Genomic DNA, 20,335 nt, shown 5'->3' with positions numbered 1-20,335 from the left:
AGCTAACACCTATTTAGAAACACAGAGGTTTTTTTGAGAAAATACATATTACTGACGCTGATTCTGACAGTTGTTGTTGTAGGGCCGTTTGTTTATCAACAATGGAGTGAAGCGAAAAGGTTACAACATATTAGAGAGACGAAACAATTCGCTTCTCAGATTCATGCGACATCTTTGACGGATTATCTGCCTCAATTGAAGCAGATGTCACCGGACAGTACGCCACTGCTTTTCTTCACGGGGAACACGCAAGCGCAGCTGGAGCCGTGCGGTTGCTTCATTGGGCAATCGGGTGGACTACCGAGACGGGCAAAAGCGATATCCGATATTCGACAAAACGGATTCTCTCCGCTGCTCGTGGATCTCGGCGGTGTTCAACCTTCTCAACTCCCAACCATGAAATCGCATTCCTTTGAATCCGATGCCGTTTCAACTAACAATGAGGTTCATAAACGAGACCAGCATCGCGTGCAAACCGCTTTTACAGCGATGGAAATGATGGGGTATGATGCGTTTTTTCCATTTGATACCGAGACGGAGATTATTCAAAATAGGAAAGCTGACCTATCTTTTACATTTTTAGATTCGGATTTAACCGAAGATTCTGACTCGTATTTGGTAGAAACAGTTGAAGAGAAACGGATCGCTCTGGTCGCATTGGACTTTAAGGACCCAGCGGAAATAGCGTCTGTCTCTGAGAAACTCAGTTCCCTTCTCTCTGAAATTCAAGAACGGTCCGATTTCGTTGTTGGATTGAGTCATTCTCCCCCAGAAGTCAATCGGGTGTTGGCGCGCGAATATCCCAGTTTTTCAGCGATTTTGAGTCCGTTTGAAGGTGAAACCGAAAAAGTTGGCGATGTCTTATTAGCGTATTGTAATGCCGAGGGGAAAACACTCGGTGCGTTGCTGCTAACTGATGAGGAAATGGACATTTCCGCCCAAGTTCAGCAGATCGCCCTAACCGATCATGTCCCCGACGATCCGGACATTAGGAAACTGTTGGATGATTTCTATCATCGAGTCGCTACCGACGGTCAATTGCAGACTGTTAGTCATCGTCTGTTTTCTTTCGAACCTTTTGAACAGGATGATACGAACAGTTATATCGGTTCTCAAGCTTGTCAAGAATGTCATCAGAAAGCGTTCACCCAGTGGTCGCATTCCTCACATGCGACAGCGTTTAACACGTTACGCACAGTCGGCAGGGAGTATTATCCAGAATGCATTACGTGCCACGTCACTGGATCGGGGTATGAGAGCGGTTACCAGATAGGAAATCCCGATCGCGAGCATCTTGTGGATGTTGGTTGCGAAACCTGCCACGGTCCGGGTAAACAACACGTATACACACCGCTGAAGAACAATATCCGGGGTCAAGTGCCTGAAAAAGTTTGTATGGAATGTCACACGCCAGAACATTCTCCAGGTTTTGACCAGTTTGTTGAACAGGTGATGTCTGAAGTGGATCACAGTCGTTCTCAGCCGAGCCTCAAACAGATTCTTGAGCAGCGCATGCGCGGACCCATGAAACCCGAGGTTGAACTTTTTGTGATGTCGTATTGCCCTTACGGTGTGCAAGCCGAGCAGGAATTACTCCCATTTTTTGAAAAGTATGGAGATACCATTGATTTCAAGTTGCGGTTTATTGTAAATGTAAATCAAAAAGAGACATCTGAAAAAAACGGGAGTGGAAAGATTGAATTTACAAGTCTCCATGGTGAACCCGAACTGATTGAGAACAAGCGACAGATGGTTATCGCCGAGTTGTATCCAGATAAACTCTTTGATTATCTGCTCTGCCGCGCGGATCACCTTAAGGAAGCGTGGGTAAATTGCGCAAAGGATGTTGGACTGGATGTCGGCAGGATTGCAGAAGCAGTAGAAACGAAAAAAATAACACTGGATCTTATTGAGGATGTCCAAAGGACAGAGGAGCTCAATATCAAAGGGTCTCCGACTTTGGTGATTGATGGACGAATTATTGACGGTAGCCTTTGGCGTGGAAGGGTAACAGGAGACTGTCGTGAGTAAAGGAGTGTATAGTGTTAGTCTGTCCGAAATCGACCACGCATCTACATAAATTCCGACAGGGAAACCACCGGATGTACGTCGCTGACCTGAACCAATGTGCTGTGTTGGAGATTGATAACATCACTTGGGATATCTTGGACCTGTGTCCATCATTTTCAAGTAAAGAAATCATAGAGGAGCTGCGGAAGAAATACGGCAGTGAGTCGGTCATTGCGGCATTAAATTCGCTAGCGGCGATGGAGCAGCAGGGACTTCTTTTTTCAAACCTCGAAAGCAGTTCACCGCTGTTAGAGACAGAAACTCCCCGGAAATTGAAGATCCTCGTCCTGCAAAGGAGTCCCTATGCAGCTGACATCACACTTGCAGCTGGAGGGGTGTCGGTTGCCCATCACAATCTCATCAAATCGCTGGAAGTTTATGCCTCTCTTGACGTGGTCGGTGAGCGCGACGAGAAATTCAGTGAGAATGTGCAAGGTATCAGGTTCCAATTCAACGATATGTCTGCTCGTTTGAAGTTGATGCAGCGCGATTATGATGGCGTGCTTTTAGAAAGTCATCCCGAAACGTGGTTTCTTTCGCTTATAGATTATATAGATGCCCCCTTTGTTGTTCCGCTTCATGCGGCGAAAGGCCACAATGGCGAAGGCGTTAACGCAGGATTGCTCTGGTATGCGGCGATGCGCCCTTTTGATGCCTTTTGGGTGCCAACGAACTCGGTAGAGCAGCTGTATAGCCGATTCGTCTTTGACACGGATATTTTTCATACCATACCCTACGGGGTTGACCCGAACAGATTTCAGCCCTTGGACAAGCAAAAAGCGAAAAATGAAATTGCAAAGGTGCTCAATGCACCTCAAATCGCTACTTCACCCGTTGTCGGTTTCTTCTCAAGGTTTCAGCCTGAGAAGGGGGCAGGGGTTTACATAAAAATCGCAGAACGCCTGCCACATGCGTGTTTTCTGATGACTGCCCCAATGCTCAATTTCTACGGGCACCAGCAACTCCCTCCGAACCTAATTTGCGCCCCACAACAACCACGAGACCAGCTCGCGCGACTGATAAATGCTTTCGATGTTTACTGCTTTCCATCAATGGTGGGTGAAGAGACATTTGGGCTCGCGCTCTTAGAGACGATGGCTTGCGGAGTACCACCCGTTGTGCCATGTCTTGATGGGCTTCCTGAGGTTGTTGGGGACGCGGGAATTATTGTGCCAGCACGGGCTTATGACCATGAAATTGGGAGTTTCGCTGGAACGGTTTCACCGGATGCAATGGCGGATGCCGTCAATAGCCTGCTCACCGATGAGAAGGCACGATTGGCATTAGGACAGAAGGCAAGAGAACGGGCACTGACTTTTACGTGGGATAAAACCGCACAGAAGGTTATTGGGTTGTTCAGGAAACTACAGCGAATTCAACAGTTGGAGAGTGGGTATAAACGGCACTTTGCTATCTCTTTCTCTCCTTATTTTAACAATCGTCGGAGACAAATTGAAAGTCGATCAATACTAAATAACATTACTACCCAAAAGGAGAGACCGCTGATGAAGGATCGCTATGCCCAACCCATAGCGGAGGGTTTGTCATTGACACTCCTTAAAAAACACAGCCGACATGAGGTCGAAGCCGTGCTACATCATCTTTATGGTCGGGAGAGAGCTGAACTGGTTCTCGAAAAGGTCTTTGGTTTTGAAGAGGCTATAAACGGATAGAGGAGCGTTAAGAATGATCCAATTCCCTCGCAATTTGCATAACTTGCATCAGTTCAAACGCAATGGCGAGCAATTTGTTGCCGATCTGGATGCCGGAGTTGTTATCCCAGTGCCTGAAGTTGTCTGCGATGTCTTGAATGTCTGTGGTGCTTCAGAGACAGATGTCGTTATTGAAACCCTTAGCGACAAACATAGTCGTTCTGAGGTCCTTGAGGCACTCGCGTTTCTCGCTAAACTTTCGGAAATGGGGATTCTGTTTTCGCCGGATCCATCTAACAGTGGACACCCTCGGTGTCCTGAACGATTGAAAATCTATATAACACCAAGTGTTGCCGAGAGTAGAGATAGGACACCTTTCTTATTGAGTGCCGCGAATCATCACTTGACAACACTGTTGGCAGTGCATGCAGATGTTTATTTGGGACTGCCTGAAACACTCAGTAATTACCAAGAAATTGCAGAAAGTTTGCGAGCTGAAGGGGTTCAACCGATTTTCTTTAGAAACGACCGTACGTTTTCACCGGCAAAGTTTATTCCAAAGGACTGTGATGGCATCCTCACTCTATCACCACTTACCGAGGGAGAACAGGTCTTCCTAAAATTTAATACAATTCCAACTGTCCTCCGTCTGTCCAGTGAGGCTTTGATAAGCCATAAAGCGAGAAACACGGCTCTTGAGAGATGTGCAGCGTTGAAACATTTCGATGCCTTTGCGTGTGATGCCTCGTGGACACAGACCTTCTTTGCAGATTTCGTTCCCGATATGCGTATTTTTCATCATATCCCTTACGGTGTTGATACATCTGTTTTCAAACCGATGGATAAAACAGCGTGTAAGCACCAATTGTCTCAAGCACTCGGGAATGCGGAAATTTTGCAAAAGCCGTTGGTGGGAGTTGTGCCAGGGCTTCATCCGCACGAAACACTTCGCTTTATGCAAAAACTACGGTCTGCAAACCCTGATCTCAACTACCTTGTGATTCATTCCAGCCTGATGGACGATTTCACAGGTGATGGTTGTGTCAACTTCTTTAATATTGCGTCTCAACAAGACAAAGAGGCAAGTCCCTTCATCTTTAATGCTTTAGACGCATTGTTGTTTCCCACAATTCTCGGGGCATCACCGCTACTCCTACTTGAGATCGTTGCATGTGGTATTCCAACGGTTGTTTGGGGGAATTCTGTCCCCAAAGAGATGTCAGGTGCTTGCCGATTCGTTCAAGTTGCCCCAAGTCTTTTTGACCCAGTTCAGCTACCAGTTGAAACCATATCGCAGGAACTCAAATTTCTCTTTGAAAACCCTGACGAGCAGAAACGTTTAGGGCAGGAGGGATTAGAGGCAGTTTCAATTTACACTTATGAAGCAGCTGTCCAGCGAATCCTCAACTTATTTAGAGAACTTCGCAGTCGTCCGGTGCGCCAATCTAATCCCACGAAACTTCGTCTGCTTTTTAGGAAACATTACAATTTGGTATCTGGTGAAATTGAGTCGGAAGCATTAGTGTTATCAAAGGTGCCATCTGCTGTTGATGTCGAGCAAGGAATTGCCATGTCTCTATTGGAGGAACATACTCCCATGGAGATCAGAACTGTGTTTCAGTCTATATGTCAGGAACCCGAACGTGTGGAAAAAATCTTGGAAAGTCTCCTCTGAGATTTGGGGAGTTAGAATATGCTAAGTTATCAAAATCTATCTATTGTGCTGCTTCTACTCTTTTGTCTATCCGCGACTTATACAGACTTACGAGAAAGAAAAATTAAGAATTATTGCAGCTACGGTGCTATCTACGCCGGGATTCTCTGTCAAGTTATCTCTGTTTTGTCGGGAAGTAGCCCGCTTTTAGGCAGTATAGCGACGCTTCTGGGCGGTTTCTTCATCGTTCTGGCACTTTATTGGTTCGGCATCTTCGCCGCCGGAGATGCTAAACTGATTTGGGGTGCCTCTCTGTTGATGCCGGTGGGGTTGTTTACCGAAGCAAACGCGTTTGCTCAATACACACCGATGACCCTGATTATCAACATCTTCGTCCCTTACTGCCTGATTCTTGTGGCGTATCTGTGCATCAAAACCAAGATGCATCAGAAATGGGAAGCATTTGTGGAAATTTTCCGGCAAGAAAACTTTCGTGAACAGATTTTTGACATGATTTTTCGACTCATTTTTCTCCTTGGGCTGGGACAGCTTATTATGCTCTCGCTGGACTGGTTGGGGATTGAACTGGGGTTTTGGTATCGGTTATTATTGGTGTTGTCTCTGTATTTTATCCTCAGTCACTATGTAGAGAAATTCGGTCTGGAAAGGATCCGGAACTATGTTGTTTGTGTCGTGTTGATTGGGCTGATGGTTATCACAACGTCTTGGACGCTGAGTGCCTGGTCGGCAGCTTACGTCCCGCTTTTGAAAGTATACCTTGTTTATATCGCTATCTTCTTCTTTGGGAAACACTTCGTTCATAATTTAGACAGCATGGTGTTAGATAGGGAGATAGACATCTCTGATTTGAAAGAGAGAATGGTCCCTGCCGAACAAATTGTTAAAATTGAAGGTGAGGATGGGGAACTCGTTTATAGTAAACAAGGGTTTGCACTCCCGAATGTATTAAACACAAATATTGTTCTCGGGACGTTACCTGGTGGGGTGTCAAAAGAGAAAGTAGCCGAATTAAAGCAGTTGGCAGAAGATGGCAAATTTGCGGATTTTGACAACAAAATCCGCATTCAACGCTCTGTGCGGTTCGCGCCTGTGATCTGTCTGGGGGTTATCTTGACGCTTCTGTGTCGAGGCCCTTTCTTCACGTTTTTTTAATAAATGCGTGTTCAATTGTGATTGACCATTATTAGGAAATTTCCGTTTTTCAGTAAAGGTCCGAATATGCAAAAATAAAAAAGGAGGTATGATATGGCGAAATCAAGAGTTTTTTATATTTTCACAATGCGAGAAAAAAAGAAAAAGAAGGATTTGAAGAAGTTCCTTGAAACTGAGTGGCTTCCTGTTCTACGAAGTGCCCCCGGGTGCTTGGAGGTTGAATTATTGGATACCTACCAAGACCGGGCGGGCTATTGTGTCTCGGAACTTTGGCAAAATAAGGAGATACACCTCGGAAGCACGGCGGAGTTGTGGCGTGAAACGCACACGCGTCTCATGAAAAAAGTTGCAGAATACGCCACGATGGAATTTGTCTGGAATTGCACAATTTTAGACCCTTAAGATTGGAAACGTTATGTTTCCTATCTGAGAAGGTTATTACCTAAGATCTCTTCATCAAAGTGTACAACGATCTCTTGACGCGAAAATATCTGATTCGGTTTATTGGGTGGCTGTATTTATCGCGAAATTAGTTCCTACGTAACAAATCAGCGATGTAATCGCTGGAGGATGTACTGATGGGAGTAGAAAAACGATCTTCCTGCGCTTGTTATATATCTGAGCGGCGTGAGACAAATACAAGCGAAGATGGCTATGAACGCGTGAAAAAAACGTTGGAAAAACTGCCAGAGAGTGAGAGAACGGTCATCACGCTCTATTATCTCGGCAAACTGCCAACCAAAAAGATTGGGGGATACTTAGGTGTGTCAGGGACTGCAGTTACAAGGCGACTTCAAAAGGCGCGAAGACTTTTACGAGAGGATGAAATGCGCCTCATTCAAGAAGTACTCGGCAGCGTGCAGATATCTGCAAGTTTAGTACCCAATATTATGCGACAAGTCGCTAATATCAAACGGAAATCCCTTTCAGTTCGGAAACGGCTCCTCTTTATTTTTTCAACGATTTTGGTAATCGTAATTGTAGGTGGCTTTGTATTCAAACTGCTATGGTAGTTTTTACAATTGTTTAGACACTCCGCATCGGCGAGGTTTCCTAACCTCGCCTATCCCTAAGCAGCAACTTCATCCTGAAAATCCTAAAATCCCGCCAATCCTGACTCTGACAGACACCAACTAACCGTTATCTGCTAACAGCGAACCGCTATCTATAATCCGCTGCCAAAATGTTTACCCGCCTGTCTTGAGATTTTTCTTGACTACTCGCAACTTTTCGTGTAAAATTCTTAAAGTGATATTTCTCAAGTTTACAGTTTCTTTATCCTGTTAGAAGAACGACTTGGAAACTGACGAGGGAATGGTAGATTTAATTTTAAGAACGTAAGAAGGAAACGACAATGGCGGTTTTCCTTGGTTTAGACATCGGAGATACACGCATTGGGGTCGCAATCAGTGATGCGCTTGGCGTTGCGGCGCACCCGCTATGTACACTAACTCGAAAAAATCGCCAGGTGGATCTAATCGTTATCTCAGACCTCGTCTCTATCCACGAGGTTGAACGTGTGATCATTGGTTTACCTATTTCACTTGACGACTCGCTCGGTACGCAGGCAGAGAAGGTTCAGAAGTTTGCGAAACGCTTGGAAGGTGTACTTGACGTTCCCATTGAGTTTCAGGACGAACGCTTCACGACGGCTGAAGCGGAAGCAATCCTGCGTGAACTTGGCAAGGACGCGAGAGAACAAAAGGGGATCATAGATGAGGTGGCGGCGGTGCTTATCCTGAAAGATTATATGAATCGCTGTCAGGAGATCGCTTCTCCAGCGTCGGTAGAGAACGCCTAATTTTCGTGTGGATAGTGGGTTATCGGCATGTCGCTCCTGTGAGAAAATGTTGACGATGGGAAGAATCGGAAAGATGAGAATAGCGATATTGATGTTGTGTAGCGTTGCTATTCTCTGTCTCATTGCCTCGTTGATAGGCGTGTTTTGGGTGTCTGCCCCTTCTTCCTCAGAAGCTGTTGTCAATTTCGATATACCGACTGGGAGCAATTCGCGAACGATCGCAAAACGATTGGCTGCAGAGAAGCTAATCCGAAGTGAACATGCTTTTCGTTTGCTTGTGCGACACAGGGAAATAGGTAGACGTTTGCAGGCAGGAACATATCTCTTGCGGCGAAACATGTCCCTGTCGGATATCCTTGATGAGTTAGAAAAAGGACAGGTTACCCTTGTCAGCTGGACGGTACCGGAAGGCTTAACGATGATCGCCATCGCTGAACTTTGGGAAACCAATGGCTTTGGGACTGCTACGGCGTTTCAGGAAGCCACCGAAGCCGATGGTTTATTGGAAAAGTATGGGATACCTGAAGACAAATCGGTGGAGGGTTATCTGTTTCCGAATACCTATAAGTTCGCGAAAGGCACAACCGTAGAAAAAGTTGTTGAAATGATGCTCGGTGAATTCGCAAAGCGGTGGATTGAGACGTTTGATGATGAAGCGCGCGATTTGGGGCGAACCCGCCATGAGATTGTAACACTTGCTTCGATTATTGAAAAAGAGGCACAGGTCAAATCAGAACGACCTCGGATTTCGAGCGTTTTTCATAATCGACTCAAACGGAATTGGCGGCTTCAGGCGGATCCAACCGTGCTTTACGCCTTAGGAAACCCCGAACGTCTTTTGACGAAAGCGGATCTGCGTGTGGATTCGCCTTATAACACATACAAATATAAAGGTTTACCGCCGGGGCCGATTGCGAATCCAGGGATTGATTCAATCATGGCAGCATTGCGTCCGGGAAAAACAGATTATCTCTATTTTGTGGCAATAGGCGGAGGAAAACATCATTTTTCAAAGACGCTTTCAGAACATAATAGGATGGTGAGAAAAATGCGGCGTGCCTCTCGGAACCGGTAGTTGTTTACTCGGGTGATTGAGGTAACGACGTGGAAAGTGACAAAACAGAATGGCAAAGGCAGATTCACAGCAGACAATTCAGAATGAGATAACGATTACGGGAAAAGGGTTGATGTTAGGGGAACCTGTAACATTGACTTTGAAACCCGCAGCGGCGGACTCTGGGATTGTCTTTCGGCGTGTAGATATGGCGGACGCACCAGAGATAAAGGTGTGTCCCGAAAATTGGGCAGATATTCTGCCGCGATGTACCAGTTTACGCAGTGGTGAGGCAACCGTTAGCAGTGTGGAACATATCCTCTCTGCGCTTGGTGGCTTAGGTGTTGATAACGTAATAATCGAATTAGACGCACCAGAGCCGCCGGGGCTTGATGGTGGCGCGGGTCGGTATGTTGAAGATATTCAGGCGGTGGGGCTTGTTCCACAAGATGCCCAACGCGACTTTATTGAGGTTGATGAGCCGTTTTCACTTTCCACTGAGGATAGGCAGCTCGTTTTACTTCCGGCTGACGCACTGGAGATAACTTTTGTTTATGCGCATCCACAAACCAACCCCCAAGTCTTAACCCTTGAGATAACTCCTGAGTCTTATGCCTCTGATATTGCACCGGCTCGGAGTTTCTGTTTTGAGAATGAAATTGAAGCACTTCAGGCACTCGGTATCGGTAAGGGGGCAAGTTATGATAACGTCCTTGTTATCAATGAGATGGGTGAACCGAGTACACCGCTCCGATTTGAAGATGAGTTTGTCCGACACAAAATCCTTGATTTGATTGGGGATCTTTATTTGGCGGGTCGTCTGCCGAAGGCACAAGTTATCGCCATGCGGACGGGACATACGTTCCACGCTGAATTTGTACAGGCGCTTGCTGAAGCTGGACATCTTCAACAGGTACCCGTTCAAGAACCTATTGAGGTGATGGATATTTATGAGGTGTTACCGCACCGCCATCCGATGTGTATGGTCGATAGGGTCATTGAATATGAGAGCAAAAAACGCGCTGTCGGTATCAAGAATGTGACGTATAACGAGCCTATTTTTGAAGGACATTTCCCCACACAGCCTGTGATGCCGGGCGTGCTGCAGATTGAAGCACTTGCGCAACTTGCGGCGTGGTTGGTGCTACGGGACATCGGTAAAGAAGGTGAACTCGGCTATTTTCGCTCCATCAGCAAGGCAACATTTCGTCGTGCTGTTATTCCGGGGGATCAGCTTCGGTTGGAGATAGAGGTGGCGCAGTTAAGGAGCAGGATTGCACGCATCGAAGGGCGCGTTTATGTCGGAGACCAACTTGCTACAGAGGCGGAGCTCTCAATCGTATTAGCGTCTGTTTGAACCGTAGTCCTTATTATAGTAGATTCCGTAAATACATTACATTCTCAAACACCCGCGGTAGGTGCGGTTTCTAACCGCACTGATGCGACGTGTGAAATTAATTCTAAAATCTACTATAAGATTAACTGGCAGACCTTTTTGTATGGGATGGCGAGATTAGGAGGGAAATTTTGTGATAGAAACTAACATTCACCCTACGGCTATTATCTCTCCAAAAGCGACATTGGAAGAAGGGGTTAAGATTGGACCCTACAGTCTTGTCGGTGAAGATGTCCATATCGGGCGCGGCACTGAGATTGGTCCACATGTTCAGATTGAGAAGTGGACAACTATCGGTGAGGCATGCAAAATCTACTTCGGGGCGACCATCGGTAATGAATCTAAAGACCTGAAATACGGGGGTTGGCGGAGTTACGTCAAGATTGGCAACCGCAATACACTTCGTGAGTACGTCTCTATTTCCAGATCAACGTTTGAGGAGGGGGCGACTGTCGTTGGGGACAACAATCTATTAATGAATTGGGTTAACCTTGCGCACGACACTATCGTCGGGAATCGGACAATTATGGCGAACTTTGTCTCACTTGCCGGGCATGTTGTGATTGAAGATGATGTTCGATTGGGAGCGCATGCGGCGTTGCATCAGTATGTCCGCGTCGGTAAGATGGCAATGGCAGGTGGGTTCTCGAAGATTGTTCAAGATATTCCGCCGTTCGCGCTTTCTGCTGGACAACCGGCGCGGGTGCGGAGTCTCAACCAGATTGGAATTCGGACATCAAGGATTAATCCTTTATCCCAACTCACGCCTGAAGTGCTGGCGGCACTCAAAAAAGCGTTTCGTATTCTGTTCCGCTCAGGACTCCCGCTCAGACATGCTGTCACCAGAGTCAAGGAGGAGCTCGAAACGACCCCTGAAGTTGAATATCTACTCCAATTTATCGAGACTTCTAAACGTGGCATCGGATTTAGCCAACCGAATCGTTTTTTTAACGATTAAATCTAAATTAAAAGATGAAAAAACTCGGTATTATTGCAGGCGCAGGCGAGCTGCCGGTGCTGTTGGCACGTGCCGCTGTTGCTCATGAACGACAACCTGTTATCATCCAAATTACGAAGTCCTACGCGCAGCGTTTTGCTGGGATCACAGATGAACTTTACACTTATGGCGTTGGTCAGATTCAAAAGATTGCTCGGACGCTTCTTGATTCAGGCGTAAAAGAAGTTGTGATTATCGGGAAAGTCGAAAAAAATATTCTACTCCGCCCCTTCCAGATTGATGCGACCACCATCAGGATTTTAGTACAGAACCGACGTAAAAGACCCTCCGCGATTGTTAACGCTGCACTTACCTATCTTGAATCCGTTGGACTGACAGTCCTCACCCAAGATCAGTACCTCCACCATCTTCTCCCACAACCCGGCGTTTTAACGGCGCGACAACCGACAACGAATCAATGGGCAGATGTTGAACTCGGTATTCGGACCGCCCGCCAGATAGCAAACATGGATATCGGGCAGACGGTTGTCGTTAAAAATCAGATTGTGCTCGCTATGGAAGCCATTGAAGGGACGGATATAACGATTCAAAGAGGTGGCAACTTGGGGAAGAAGGGAGTTGTGGTTGCGAAGGCATCAGCGGAGCATCACGATTTCCGTGTTGATGTGCCAACGGTCGGGATGCAAACGCTAAAGGTGTTGCATCAGGTTGAAGCGAGTGTCCTGGCGGTGGAAGCACGACGAACTTTCGTTATGGACGTTGATGTGCTTGTCAAGAAAGCAGATCGGTGTAAGATCGCAATTGTTGCTGTGGAATAGCTATCAGCAATCAACAGTCAGCACGGATTGCTACGCAATCCTTTCAGCAGTCAGCAAAGACGCGAGCGTTACCGCATATCTCTTTTCTTTACTGATCGCTGAAAGGGTTTCGGAGAACCCCGGTGAATGCCATAAGGCATTCATACCGTTGATTCTGACCACTGAAAGCGTAGCGACCTGACGGCTATATAGCCATTACGCTGCTGCGTCTATAGCACTTGTTATCTGCTCTGTCGTCGGAAACTCTCTGGTTTTTAATTTTGAATAGAGCAGTGTTCCGTTTAACGAAACTTCAAAAGCCCCACCGCTACCCGGAATTAAATCGACAGTTATAACCCCGGCACCATATTTCTGTTTCAAGGCATCTGCCAAACTGGCTGCCCGTGGCTGGTAGTTTCAAGCGGTGCAGTATTCAATTCTCACTTCCATGGGGATTTCCCTCCTCATTCATTTTTTGACTTTATCTGTCAAACTGAATTCAATTGTTCCTTTTAAAATTCTATCATACATACTGGAAAATTGCAAATTTTTCGCGATTCGGGAGCGTTTTGTAGCATAAAGTGTTAGTTTGCGTCCGCGCGGTTCCCAAATCTAAGGCTATCTTAGAAAAAAACAAAAGGCTTGCGTTGTAAACACATTCGACTTATAATCTCTTTTAGCAAATCTAAGTGTCGCGAAGGAGAGAAGAAATATGGATGTTCGACTTAATGGTAAAGTCGCTGTGATTACTGGCGGATCGACTGGCATTGGTGCAGCAACGGCAATTGAATACGCCAGAGCAGGCGCGAAGGTTGTTTTTGGTGATATTAATGAGACAGATGCTGAGGAAACAGTCAGGGCAATTCGTGAAGCGGGTGGTGTCGTGAGGTTCCTACGTACTGATGTTATGGTCGAAGCTGAGGTGACAGACTTGGTGAAAACTGCTGATACAGAATTTGGCGGTATTCATGTCTTGGTGACTGCAGCGGGTGTGCTGCGTGGACCGGGTGTCCGTATTGATGAGTTTGAGACGGCGACTTTTGATTCGGTTATTGACGTGAACCTTAAAGGCACCTTTTTCGCACTTAAACATGCTGTTCCGATAATGAGGAGATGTGAAGATGGTGTTATTCTGTGTATTGCGTCAGGGGCAGGCGTTCGCGGTGGGAGTTCTTCAGTTGCCTACGGCTCCAGCAAAGGCGGGGTCAATGGGCTTGTGATGGTGGTGGAAAACCAGATTTCGCCAATCCGTATCCATACCATCTGTCCGGGTGGACTTGCGACACCGTTGAAGTTGGGACAGATCGCAGAATCAGCAAGACGCGAAGGTCAAGACCCAGATGCTGCTGTTGCCAATGCCCGCAAGTCGCTTGGGGATCCCGCAGGTGTTGCACGCGTGCTCACATTTCTCGCCTCTGACGCAGGTTCATACACACGCGGACAGGTTTTCACACGATAAATTTTGTCTGCTAAGAAGAGAACGTATAATCGAAGTTGAGCCATAGACTCTTTGAATAACGGTAGAAGATAATGGGAAATATGGCAGAGAAGAGTCCCCAGATGCTTAGATTTAAGAAGAAGGGGATAGAAGTGAACCGTTCAGCGAGGAAGTAACTCGCAAAAGCGATGAGGACAGTCGCTCCGTAGTTGAGGTACATCGCACCGATAAAATAGCCAGACTCTCGTTCAAACTTCAAATTGCACTGCGTGCAGTGGGTAAACATTTTGAAGAACGTTTGAAACAGCGCACCTTTACCACACCGAGGGCACTTCAGTCGAAAGCTGCATCGCAGCGTCCGAGTAAGGTTTTTGAAGGTGAATTTCATTTGGCGGGTTAGTAGGTGTTGTTGTCCCAAAAAACTTTGAAAGTCCGAATCAGTATTTTGAAATCGTTCCAGAAGGATAGATTCTCAATGTATTCGAGGTCAACAGAGATCCCGTCTCGGATTGTACCTTGACGGCGTGGGCTGAGCTGCCAAAGTCCTGTCATTCCGGGTCGGACGAGGTGGCGTTGATTTTCCCAATCTTCATAATTTTCGGCGAGGAATGGCATCTCTGGACGCGGTCCAACGAGACTCATTTCACCCTTAAGGACGTTGAAAAGTTGCGGGAGTTCATCTAAACTTGTTTTACGAAGCCATTTACCGAAGGGTGCGATACGTTTGTCGTCGGTTGAGCCGGGTTTTTCTGAATAAGACGGTGTGTCGATATGGAGGCTCCGAAACTTGTGGATGACAAACAGTTGGTTGTTTAGCCCGACCCGCTTGTGAGAGAAAAAGACGGGTCCGCGCGAGGTAAATTTGATTAGAATCGCAATTAGCACCATCAGCGGGGCAAAAAGAATGATGAGGAAAAATGATGCGATAGCATCAAACAGATGTTTGCCACGCTTTGCGTAGAAAGAGGAGAGTCGTTCCACTAGAGTTCCTGTTGTTCGTATTTTTGGCGAAACTTGCGAGCCAAAACTTGCTTTTAAGCTGTCATCTTGATGTCTGTGACTTTCGCCTACATCGTTTCCTATCCGATCTATGTTTCTTGATAGGAATGGCATAGTTAATTCCTCTAATTACAGTATAATCTTCGATATGACTTGTGTTGCTCTAATTAGTTCTGTTGGAGTTGTTCAAAGACATCAAGGTATTGTTGAGCGATGTTTTCCCAATTGAATCGTTTCCGTATTTGTTCAGGGGCACGGTGCCGAAAATCTTCGACCATCTCTGGGTTTTGTTCTAAAGTTAGAATTTTCTCTTTCAGCGATGCGACGTTTTTATCAAAGAGGACACCGTAATGCCCGCCTTCAAGGACTTCATCGTTGAACGGTGTATTCAGTGCCAGAATACAGTTGGAGTAGCCTAACGCCTTGAGAATAGAAGGGTTAATGCCGCCGAACTGATGCCCGTGAACGTAAGCGAAGCAGTGATGGTGAAGTTCTTTAATGTGTTCAGAATCGTCAATGTGCCCGAGAAACTTGACATTTTCGTTGGCAATACTTTTCAATTTATCTAAGAATTCATTTTCGAGTTTATTGCCTTTGTAATCAGCACCCCCGGCTATAGCGAGCTGCTTTTGACTTTTAGAGGCGACGAATGCCTCTAAAATCAGGTCAGCATTATTATCAGGGACAAGCCGACTGGCGATGAGATAATAGTTTCGGGATTCAAGCCCATAAGTCTCCAAGATTTCTGGATGCTCTGAAGGTTCGATGTTAGCACCGTAAGCGATATAGGTTGTTTCTGCGCCGAGTTCTTCGAGGTAGAGTCGCTTCATTTCAGATGCGTCAGTAATCACGACTGGAAATGCAGCTGTTGCCATTTTTGCCGCCCATTTGAAGTAGATAGCACCGATCCCTTTCCATTTTGGACGTAACCATTCCATTCCATCAACATTGATAACGGCAGTCTTACCTGCGATGCGGAAGAACCATCCAAAGGGACCATTGCCTGCATTCCACGTTAAAATGACATCGGATGCTGCAAATGAGGCGTGCAGGGTTGCCAGAAAACTGTGGCTGAGGGTACTGAACATCTTATGTTCTATACTCGGTAGGTAAACGAGTTTGATGCCCTTCCATTCCGCCGGTCTCTCTTTGAAGAGTGCCTTACGACAGTAAACGATGACTTCGTGTCCGGCTTCTACCCAGCGGGGGGCGAGTTCACCCATGATGGTTTCCAGACCACTATAAGTGGCAGGGAGCCCACGTATACCCAATACCCGAATTCTCATCCTTATTCTTCCCTCGTCCCAATACCCATCGCGAATTAAATCGTACTGTTAAAGCAGAATCTATCTTTATTTTACGTTAGGTTTTGTATATATTATACTCGCTTTAGACGTAAAAGTCCAATTTCTTTTAACGATGGGTAAACTGTGCGCAACGCTTTATGCCTTTTGATGATGGAGTGGCTATAAATCTTCATTTTTTTACCCCAGTTTGCAAGCCAAAACTTGCTATTCAAACTTACCATGGAATTCGAGTGAGGAATTTGGCTTCGATTTCGTTTGCATCTTCGTAGACATCCCAACGATTTCCCAAGTTCCGTCGCCATACACGCGCCCATTCGGCATAGAGTGAATATTTTCCGATCACGACCCAGTTAGCACCGACTGACAGACGATGCTCGCTTTGTGTGATTCCCGACAGAGGTGTCCATACATCGTCTTTCGGGGCATCTGCAGGATGTTCCTTATTAATATTGCCCGACCCGTGCCGTTCTAACTCATAGCCGAAAACCGTTTCAAGTCTGTCTGTCCAGCGGTGGCGCAGTTCTAACCAGAGATTGTCAGCATCGGAACCGATTTGATGTCCAATCGGTGTGGTAAAGTGTTTGTAGACATTTACCGGATTCACATGCGTATATGCGTATTGGTTGATAAAGGCATACTCGGCATGGAAATCGGTATCTGGAATACCGAAAGGATCTGTTAGATATATGCCACCGAGGATGCCAAACTTCGTATCCCAATGTTTAAAATTCGCTGCAGGATTCCCGTCATCGACCATCAGTTCGCCATAAATTTCAAAGTCGTCTACGGGGCGGAATCGCATATCGACACTCATGAGAACGTTGTCACCGCTGCCACCGACACGACCATCTGCGCGTGAAATCGGCTGCTCGTTGATGAGATAAATATTAATTGGATTGAGATACCCGGGCTCAAAACGGTTGCCGTAGACGACGACTTCAGAGATGCCAAAGCCAAACCTGTCCCAGAAATACCCTTCAACTCTGTGTCCAGAAATATACTTATCGTTGATGTCTGTCGCCATGTCTTCTAATATACCAGTGAAAGCGGTAAAGGTGACAGATCCGTAATTCGCTTGCAACTTAATCATGTCCATAGCTAACGGGTTTTTGGAGATTAGCAGGCTATCGTGGTAGCCGGGTCCCCATTGAAGCGTGTCTTGTCCAAGCTGCAGTTCAAACCACGGTAAATTAAATTTTAGATAGGCATTAATCGCCGTTCGGTTTTTGAGTCTACCCTCCGCCTGCCTGATTTTTGTTTCATCAGGGAAGAAATCGTCAAAAATTTCGCCGTATACGAATCTATGTGCTATATCAGTCGTAAAAGCAAAACTGTCTCTAACCTGCCCATAAAGGTGTGGATAGAGGGTCGTAACGAGCATGTTTCCTTCGACAGGCTGTTCATCGGATAGGTTATCAACGAGGTGTGTGATAACCCGTTGTGAACCTCTTAGATCGAAGGAGAAGCGATAGTCGTCACCTGCCATCGTCATCACGTGCAACCGTCCGCCCTGCGGAATTTCTGTAGCAGGTTTAGAAAATTCGCGAACTTCACGGTAGAATGCTAAGAGTGCATTTAGTCGCTTTTGGTCGATGATACTTAATCTGATTTCACCGTTTTCCTGTTTCTGATGGACTTCCAACAGATAGGACACAACCTGCTTGCGGGTGAGTGGTAACGACCCGCGCGGTATACCGGGCAAAACCCGCTTATTAAGTAAACGATGGATGAAGCGATAGGTTTCACGATTGAAGTCAGACAGTTCTGGCTTTAGCGGCACGTTAATAAGTGAAGCGGCTTCTGCCTTTTTAGGATAGGGAGGAATACAGAAGACTGTAATAAGGAAAACGGTGAAAAGTGTACACAAATTCAATTTCTGTTGTTTTTTTCGATTTCGCATAATACAAAACATAGGTAGTATCTAAAAACCTTTAAGCTTGAGTGCTGGAGAACTGTAATTCTTTCATAGTTTCATGGAAGATTGGGGCAATTTTCGGATGAATATCAAACGGCTTTCTTGCTGGCACGGGATGCAGCGTTTGTCGTGCATATTCACGGAAGGTGTTGTCTACTGGCAGTTCGCAGAAGTCGCATAACGCTGAGAGGGTTTCATCTGGCTTTGCTGTTAAGTCCTCAAAACGGACGAGATGCGTACAATCCGAAGAGGTCTCCATTAGATGGATCCCCGCGCGCATGGTGATTATCCATTCTACAGCGGCTCTATCCAAGTGTCGCTCGAAATGTTCAATTTTATCAGCAACTTCAGAGAGGGCAGGATCTGTTTTAACGAGTTGCTCGACCATGAGTCGCCACTTTCGGTCTTCGACCCCCCACCAGTCGTGTTTCTCTCCGTTGCGGTGAACGCCGAGTCGTTTTGACCAAGTTGCGATGGACTGACACGTATCCCATCCGTTACGGACAAGAAAAATAAAACGTGCGTCTGGAAATAAGGCACGCACAAAACCCACTCTGAAGATCAGTTCAGGATATTTATCAACAAGTCGTTCTGAACGGATTGTTGTCAGATAGGCACCGAACATCTGTGCCGCACGGCGGCGCATTTCGTCTGTCGCATCTTCAGCGGTGAGTCGGTATTTTGCGTCGTTTTGACTATAGTTTCCGATAATATCTTCGTGAGGGTGAATGAGATGCCATATCGCTTTCGGTTCATTCAGGTAGCCGACATCTCTGTGCATGGAGAGCACGATACCGAGGATTGTGGTGCCGCTGCGCCCGGTGCCTAAGATGAAGATCGGCTTTTTAACGGGTTTGTATTTACTATTGTTTGCGGCGACCTTTTTCAGAATAGAAAAGACGAGCGGATTAATCCAACGTCCTTTTGTCGTCACGGGTCGTCCTTCAAAGAAGGCGTAACTCATGAGGCGCGTGAGGACTTTCGTCGGTCGGGTTTTGATGTAGAGCGGATTTATTTGTGCGATCATTTTTTGGCGATTGGCGATTAGCGATTAGCGGTTAGCAAAGAGGTTTCCCTTAACTTGAGGCTCCGCTTTACAAATCGCTGTCCGCGAAAAGTCTTCTTTTTATCGTTTGCGGGATACTCTTCATACGATCAAGGTTAAAGAGGAACGCGCCTCCTAATTTCATAGGAAATGTTAATAGATGAAGTGCCAAACCCGCAATATTCGGCTGGATTGACACACGGCTATAGTTGTGTTTCTTCATAAGGGCTGCGGTTATGGTCTGATTAAGATAAATTTCAGCGGAACTGAGTTCTCCGTTCTGCCAACTGTGTGCACGGTGTGGGTTTATGCCGAGTTGCTCCGGTTTGTCCTCTGCAACGGAAGAACCGACCTGTGGGACTTGGAGCATCGTATCGGTATAGGCGATATTGGCAAAGTCACAGACACCTTTGACTGTCGTTTCGGGGTATGTAAGGAGTTCCTCAAAGTAGATAGAGGTGACCCGTTCATGATTCGCAAATTGATCTGCAGCGTTGACAGCGGTACGCCAAATATGGCTGATGGTGATTGGATGGTAATTCACCCAATCGCGAAACGTTTCTTTCATAGGCATATCGCTACCGCCGAGGAATCGGCGTTTCCATTTCCGCTTTTGGGATAACAATACATCGCGCGGGTCTCGGATCATGTTGATAATTCGTGCCTCTGGATAAAGTTCGAGGATGTCCTTGATGTAAAATACATTGCGTGGTGTCTGATCGCACGGGAGCGTTCTGCCGTTCTCGGTTGCTTCATGGTGGAGAAACGCTGAAAAAAGTTGTGCCGGTGTTTCAGGATATGCGGTTAAACCGTCAAGAAATACCGATGCCTCTTTTAAGAACCGACGCGGGTTTCCGTGCGTCCGATAGCCTTCCCGTTGGACGCAGCAGAGTGCTGCAGTGAGTTTTAATGCATTTGCTTTAGGCATCTCATAAGAAAAGGGTGGGGCACATAGTTGTCCGAAGAAATGGAGTTCGCCAAAGGTGTAAACGTCCGGATGTTGTCCTAAAATCCGTCCCATCATCGTTGTGCCACTGCGACTGTTACCGACAACAAATATCATATTTTTAACTATT

Annotated in this window: 18 protein-coding genes and 1 pseudogene; 12 read left to right on the top strand and 7 right to left on the bottom strand. The window is 46.3% G+C overall.

What is annotated here, in order from left to right; genetic code table 11:
• The first annotated feature begins 33 nt into the window (after positions 1 to 33).
• The 11 genes from OXN25_09800 (at position 34) to lpxI (ending at position 12,576) form a co-directional block, all read left to right on the top strand.
• Complete coding sequence (locus OXN25_09800) at positions 34 to 2,031, top strand: multiheme c-type cytochrome (GenBank protein ID MDE0425150.1); 1,998 nt, start codon at positions 34 to 36, stop codon at positions 2,029 to 2,031.
• Positions 2,032 to 2,042: 11 nt separating this feature from the next.
• Positions 2,043 to 3,743, top strand: a complete 1,701-nt coding sequence (locus OXN25_09795) for a glycosyltransferase family 4 protein (protein ID MDE0425149.1) — start codon at positions 2,043 to 2,045, stop codon at positions 3,741 to 3,743.
• 13 nt (positions 3,744 to 3,756) lie between these two features.
• Entirely contained in the window at positions 3,757 to 5,397 is a 1,641-nt protein-coding gene (locus OXN25_09790) for a glycosyltransferase (GenBank protein MDE0425148.1), read from the top strand.
• Positions 5,398 to 5,415: 18 nt separating this feature from the next.
• The gene (locus tag OXN25_09785; GenBank protein MDE0425147.1) at positions 5,416 to 6,549 is read left to right on the top strand and encodes a hypothetical protein; all 1,134 of its coding nucleotides are present in this window, start codon (positions 5,416 to 5,418) and stop codon (positions 6,547 to 6,549) included.
• A 93-nt stretch (positions 6,550 to 6,642) separates the two neighbouring features.
• Entirely contained in the window at positions 6,643 to 6,951 is a 309-nt protein-coding gene (locus OXN25_09780) for a hypothetical protein (protein ID MDE0425146.1), read from the top strand.
• Between the two features lie 176 nt (positions 6,952 to 7,127).
• Complete coding sequence (locus tag OXN25_09775) at positions 7,128 to 7,562, top strand: sigma-70 family RNA polymerase sigma factor (protein ID MDE0425145.1); 435 nt, start codon at positions 7,128 to 7,130, stop codon at positions 7,560 to 7,562.
• A gap of 341 nt (positions 7,563 to 7,903) precedes the next feature.
• Entirely contained in the window at positions 7,904 to 8,350 is a 447-nt protein-coding gene (gene ruvX / locus OXN25_09770; protein ID MDE0425144.1) for a Holliday junction resolvase RuvX, read from the top strand.
• Between the two features lie 73 nt (positions 8,351 to 8,423).
• Complete coding sequence (gene mltG / locus OXN25_09765) at positions 8,424 to 9,425, top strand: endolytic transglycosylase MltG (protein MDE0425143.1); 1,002 nt, start codon at positions 8,424 to 8,426, stop codon at positions 9,423 to 9,425.
• Positions 9,426 to 9,474: 49 nt separating this feature from the next.
• Complete coding sequence (gene lpxC / locus OXN25_09760) at positions 9,475 to 10,761, top strand: UDP-3-O-acyl-N-acetylglucosamine deacetylase (GenBank protein MDE0425142.1); 1,287 nt, start codon at positions 9,475 to 9,477, stop codon at positions 10,759 to 10,761.
• Between the two features lie 172 nt (positions 10,762 to 10,933).
• On the top strand, positions 10,934 to 11,758 hold the full coding sequence (gene lpxA, locus OXN25_09755; protein MDE0425141.1) for an acyl-ACP--UDP-N-acetylglucosamine O-acyltransferase: 825 nt from the start codon (positions 10,934 to 10,936) through the stop codon (positions 11,756 to 11,758).
• A gap of 14 nt (positions 11,759 to 11,772) precedes the next feature.
• The gene (gene lpxI / locus OXN25_09750) at positions 11,773 to 12,576 is read left to right on the top strand and encodes a UDP-2,3-diacylglucosamine diphosphatase LpxI (GenBank protein MDE0425140.1); all 804 of its coding nucleotides are present in this window, start codon (positions 11,773 to 11,775) and stop codon (positions 12,574 to 12,576) included.
• Positions 12,577 to 12,771: 195 nt separating this feature from the next.
• Here the strand turns inward: lpxI and OXN25_09745 are convergent.
• Positions 12,772 to 12,957 (bottom strand): annotated as a pseudogene (locus OXN25_09745) (Rdx family protein).
• Between the two features lie 310 nt (positions 12,958 to 13,267).
• Between OXN25_09745 and OXN25_09740 the strand changes: the two are divergent.
• Positions 13,268 to 14,014 carry an SDR family NAD(P)-dependent oxidoreductase gene (locus OXN25_09740; protein MDE0425139.1) on the top strand — a complete coding sequence of 249 codons (747 nt, stop codon included), beginning with the start codon at positions 13,268 to 13,270 and terminating at the stop codon, positions 14,012 to 14,014.
• Positions 14,015 to 14,024: 10 nt separating this feature from the next.
• Here the strand turns inward: OXN25_09740 and OXN25_09735 are convergent, their stop codons facing one another.
• The 6 genes from OXN25_09735 to OXN25_09710 form a co-directional block, all read right to left on the bottom strand.
• The gene (locus OXN25_09735) at positions 14,025 to 14,381 is read right to left on the bottom strand and encodes a DUF983 domain-containing protein (GenBank protein MDE0425138.1); all 357 of its coding nucleotides are present in this window, start codon (positions 14,379 to 14,381) and stop codon (positions 14,025 to 14,027) included.
• A gap of 8 nt (positions 14,382 to 14,389) precedes the next feature.
• Entirely contained in the window at positions 14,390 to 14,974 is a 585-nt protein-coding gene (locus OXN25_09730; GenBank protein MDE0425137.1) for a sugar transferase, read from the bottom strand.
• Between the two features lie 185 nt (positions 14,975 to 15,159).
• On the bottom strand, positions 15,160 to 16,278 hold the full coding sequence (locus tag OXN25_09725) for a glycosyltransferase (protein MDE0425136.1): 1,119 nt from the start codon (positions 16,276 to 16,278) through the stop codon (positions 15,160 to 15,162).
• Positions 16,279 to 16,513: 235 nt separating this feature from the next.
• Entirely contained in the window at positions 16,514 to 18,199 is a 1,686-nt protein-coding gene (locus OXN25_09720; protein ID MDE0425135.1) for a hypothetical protein, read from the bottom strand.
• Between the two features lie 31 nt (positions 18,200 to 18,230).
• Positions 18,231 to 19,241 carry a sulfotransferase gene (locus OXN25_09715; GenBank protein MDE0425134.1) on the bottom strand — a complete coding sequence of 337 codons (1,011 nt, stop codon included), beginning with the start codon at positions 19,239 to 19,241 and terminating at the stop codon, positions 18,231 to 18,233.
• A 67-nt stretch (positions 19,242 to 19,308) separates the two neighbouring features.
• Entirely contained in the window at positions 19,309 to 20,322 is a 1,014-nt protein-coding gene (locus OXN25_09710; protein ID MDE0425133.1) for a sulfotransferase, read from the bottom strand.
• Positions 20,323 to 20,335 lie beyond the last annotated feature (13 nt).

Source organism: Candidatus Poribacteria bacterium (assembly GCA_028820845.1).
GTDB lineage: Bacteria > Poribacteria > WGA-4E > WGA-4E > WGA-3G > WGA-3G.
Note: the sequence above shows the minus strand (reverse complement) of the source record. Positions and strands in the feature narration are given on the sequence as shown.

Excerpts from the sequence above, each read along its gene's own strand:
- OXN25_09780 (MDE0425146.1), top strand. The coding sequence starts at position 6,643 with ATGGCGAAATCAAGAGTTTTTTATATTTTCACAATGCGAGAAAAAAAG.
- OXN25_09725 (MDE0425136.1), bottom strand. The coding sequence starts at position 16,278 with ATGAGAATTCGGGTATTGGGTATACGTGGGCTCCCTGCCACTTATAGT.
- mltG (MDE0425143.1), top strand. The coding sequence starts at position 8,424 with ATGAGAATAGCGATATTGATGTTGTGTAGCGTTGCTATTCTCTGTCTC.
- OXN25_09785 (MDE0425147.1), top strand. The coding sequence starts at position 5,416 with ATGCTAAGTTATCAAAATCTATCTATTGTGCTGCTTCTACTCTTTTGT.
- lpxI (MDE0425140.1), top strand. The coding sequence starts at position 11,773 with ATGAAAAAACTCGGTATTATTGCAGGCGCAGGCGAGCTGCCGGTGCTG.
- OXN25_09735 (MDE0425138.1), bottom strand. The coding sequence starts at position 14,381 with ATGAAATTCACCTTCAAAAACCTTACTCGGACGCTGCGATGCAGCTTT.
- OXN25_09715 (MDE0425134.1), bottom strand. The coding sequence starts at position 19,241 with ATGATCGCACAAATAAATCCGCTCTACATCAAAACCCGACCGACGAAA.
- OXN25_09775 (MDE0425145.1), top strand. The coding sequence starts at position 7,128 with ATGGGAGTAGAAAAACGATCTTCCTGCGCTTGTTATATATCTGAGCGG.
- ruvX (MDE0425144.1), top strand. The coding sequence starts at position 7,904 with ATGGCGGTTTTCCTTGGTTTAGACATCGGAGATACACGCATTGGGGTC.
- OXN25_09710 (MDE0425133.1), bottom strand. The coding sequence starts at position 20,322 with ATGATATTTGTTGTCGGTAACAGTCGCAGTGGCACAACGATGATGGGA.
- OXN25_09790 (MDE0425148.1), top strand. The coding sequence starts at position 3,757 with ATGATCCAATTCCCTCGCAATTTGCATAACTTGCATCAGTTCAAACGC.
- OXN25_09720 (MDE0425135.1), bottom strand. The coding sequence starts at position 18,199 with ATGCGAAATCGAAAAAAACAACAGAAATTGAATTTGTGTACACTTTTC.
- OXN25_09740 (MDE0425139.1), top strand. The coding sequence starts at position 13,268 with ATGGATGTTCGACTTAATGGTAAAGTCGCTGTGATTACTGGCGGATCG.
- lpxC (MDE0425142.1), top strand. The coding sequence starts at position 9,475 with ATGGCAAAGGCAGATTCACAGCAGACAATTCAGAATGAGATAACGATT.